The organism is Actibacterium sp., from assembly GCF_041584535.1.
Taxonomy (GTDB): domain Bacteria; phylum Pseudomonadota; class Alphaproteobacteria; order Rhodobacterales; family Rhodobacteraceae; genus Actibacterium_D.
Genome location: NZ_JBFHDW010000324.1, coordinates 1 through 2,618, shown reverse-complemented (window position 1 = coordinate 2,618; position 2,618 = coordinate 1). Strand labels below are relative to the sequence as shown.

The 2,618-nt window shown below is 62.4% G+C and carries 1 protein-coding gene and 1 pseudogene; one reads left to right on the top strand and one right to left on the bottom strand.

Features of this window, described 5'->3' with window-relative positions; all coding sequences use genetic code 11:
* Window positions 1-189 (top strand): annotated as a pseudogene (locus tag ABYW26_RS13080) (DsbE family thiol:disulfide interchange protein); the annotation flags it as partial.
* A gap of 226 nt (window positions 190-415) precedes the next feature.
* Here ABYW26_RS13080 and acnA read toward each other — a convergent pair.
* On the bottom strand, window positions 416-2,618 hold a 2,203-nt coding region (gene acnA / locus ABYW26_RS13075; protein WP_372605351.1), incomplete at its 5' end, for an aconitate hydratase AcnA.

Below are 2,618 nucleotides of genomic sequence, written 5' to 3'. Positions count from 1 at the left end.
CTGGGCAATCCTTTCGCCAAGATGGCGGCGGATAACACCGGGCGCACAGCGCTGGAATGGGGCGTTTACGGCGTGCCTGAAACCTATGTGATCGACGGGCAGGGCCGCATCCTGCACCGCACGGCAGGGCCGATCACCCGGCAAATTCTGGAACGGGATATCAAGTCGTTGCTGACGCCGGCGCAGTAGCCCTAGTGCGCCCCGGCCAGCAGCAGCACGAAAGCGGTAAAGGCCAAAGCCTCGAACACCGGCATCGGCAGTGCGAATCTGAGAGTTTGCTCTGTCATAAGCGGCATTCTATCGCGTTCAGCGGTTAATTTCGCGTTAATTCCTGCCAAGCCCCCGGAAACACTGCGTTTCAACGACAAACGCCCCGAACAGGATCCGGGGCGTCTGGGGATCTGTCAGTGGCCGATCAGCCCTTGGCCAGATTGCGCAGCACGTAATGCAGCACGCCGCCGTTTTCGACATATTCGATCTCGGGCGCGGTATCGATGCGGCACTTGATCTGGATGGTCTTGGTGCTGCCATCGGCAAAGGTGATCTGGCACGGGACCAGCGACAGCGGTTTCAGATCGCCCGACAACCCGCTGATCGACACGGTTTCATCACCGGTCAGGCCCAGCGTCTTGCGGGTGTCGCCGCCGGTGAATTCGAACGGGATCACCCCCATGCCGACAAGGTTCGAGCGGTGGATGCGCTCGAACGACTCGGCGATCACCGCCTTGACGCCCAACAGGTTGGTGCCCTTGGCGGCCCAGTCGCGCGATGACCCGGCGCCGTATTCGATGCCGCCGAAAATCACCAGCGGCACGCCCGCCGCCTGATAGGCCATCGAGGCGTCATAGATCGAGGTCTGCGCGCCATCAGGGCTTTTGGTATAGCCGCCCTCGACGCCATCCAGCATCTCGTTCTTGATGCGGATATTGGCGAAGGTGCCGCGCATCATCACCTCGTGATTGCCCCGGCGCGAGCCATAAGAGTTGAACTCGCGCGGTTGCACCCCGTGTTCGGTCAGGTATTTGCCTGCGGGGGTCGAAGGTTGGAACGACCCGGCAGGCGAGATGTGGTCGGTGGTGATCATGTCGCCAAGGATCGCCAGAACCCGCGCGTCCTTGATATCGTTGATCACGCCTTTTTCCGCCGCCATGTCCCGGAAATAGGGCGGGTTCTGGATATAGGTCGACGTGGGCGGCCAGTCATAGGTTTCGGCATCCGAGGTTTCGACGCTTTGCCATTTGGCGTCGCCCTTGAACACATCGGCATATTTCCTGAGAAACGCCTCGCGGGTCACGGTTTGCGCGACCAGATCGGCGATTTCCTTGTTGCTGGGCCAGATGTCGTGCAGGAACACGTTCTTGCCGTCCTTGTCCTGCCCCAAGGGTTCGCTGGTCAGGTCGATATTCATGTCACCGGCCAGCGCATAGGCGACCACCAGCGGCGGCGAGGCCAGATAGTTGGCGCGCACGTCCGGGCTGATCCGGCCCTCGAAATTGCGGTTGCCCGACAGAACGGCGGTGGCGACCAGATCGCCCTCGGCAATCGCGGCCGAGATTTCCGGCTGCAACGGCCCCGAGTTGCCGATGCAGGTGGTGCAACCATAGCCGACAAGGTTAAAGCCGATGGCGTCCAGATCGTCCTGCAACCCGGCGGCGGCCAGATATTCGGTCACCACCTGACTGCCCGGCGCCAGCGAGGTTTTCACCCAAGGCTTGCGGGTCAGACCGCGCTGGCGCGCCTTGCGCGCCACCAGCCCGGCGCCGATCATCACATAGGGGTTCGACGTGTTGGTGCACGAGGTGATCGAGGCAATCACCACCGATCCGTCGCGCAGGCTGTAATCCTCGCCCTTGACCGTGGCGGTCTTGTGCAGGGATACGGATTTGGTCGCGACCGGGCCTTCGTCGGCCATGTCCTTGGCATTGCTGGAAATATCCACGCCGCGATAGTCGGCGACGACGGTTTCGAACGCCAGTTTGGTGTCGGTCAGGGCCAGAAAATCCTGCGGGCGTTTCGGCCCTGAGATCGCCGGCACGATGGTGCCCATGTCCAGCGTCAGCGTCGAACTATAGACCGGCGCATAATCGGCACCGCGCCACAGGCCGTTTTCCTTGGCATAGGCCTCGACCAGCGCGATGCGGTCTTCTTCGCGGCCGGTCTGGCGCAGATAGCGCAGGGTTTCGCCATCAATCGGGAAAAAGCCGCAGGTGGCACCGTATTCGGGGGCCATATTGGCGATGGTGGCGCGGTCGGGCAGGGGCAGGTGGTCCAGACCGTCGCCGTAGAATTCGACGAATTTGCCGACCACCCCATGTTTGCGCAGCATCTCGACGACTTTTAGCACAAGGTCGGTGGCGGTGGTGCCTTCGACCATCTGCCCGGTCAGTTTGAAGCCCACAACCTCGGGGATAAGCATCGAGATCGGCTGACCCAGCATCGCGGCCTCGGCCTCGATCCCGCCGACGCCCCAGCCCAGAACTGCCAGACCGTTGACCATCGTGGTGTGGCTGTCGGTGCCGACCAGAGTGTCGGGATAAGCGACGGTGCGGCCGGCCTGGTCGACGTCCGACCACACGGTTCGAGCGAGATGCTCGAGGTTCACCTGGTGACAGATGCCG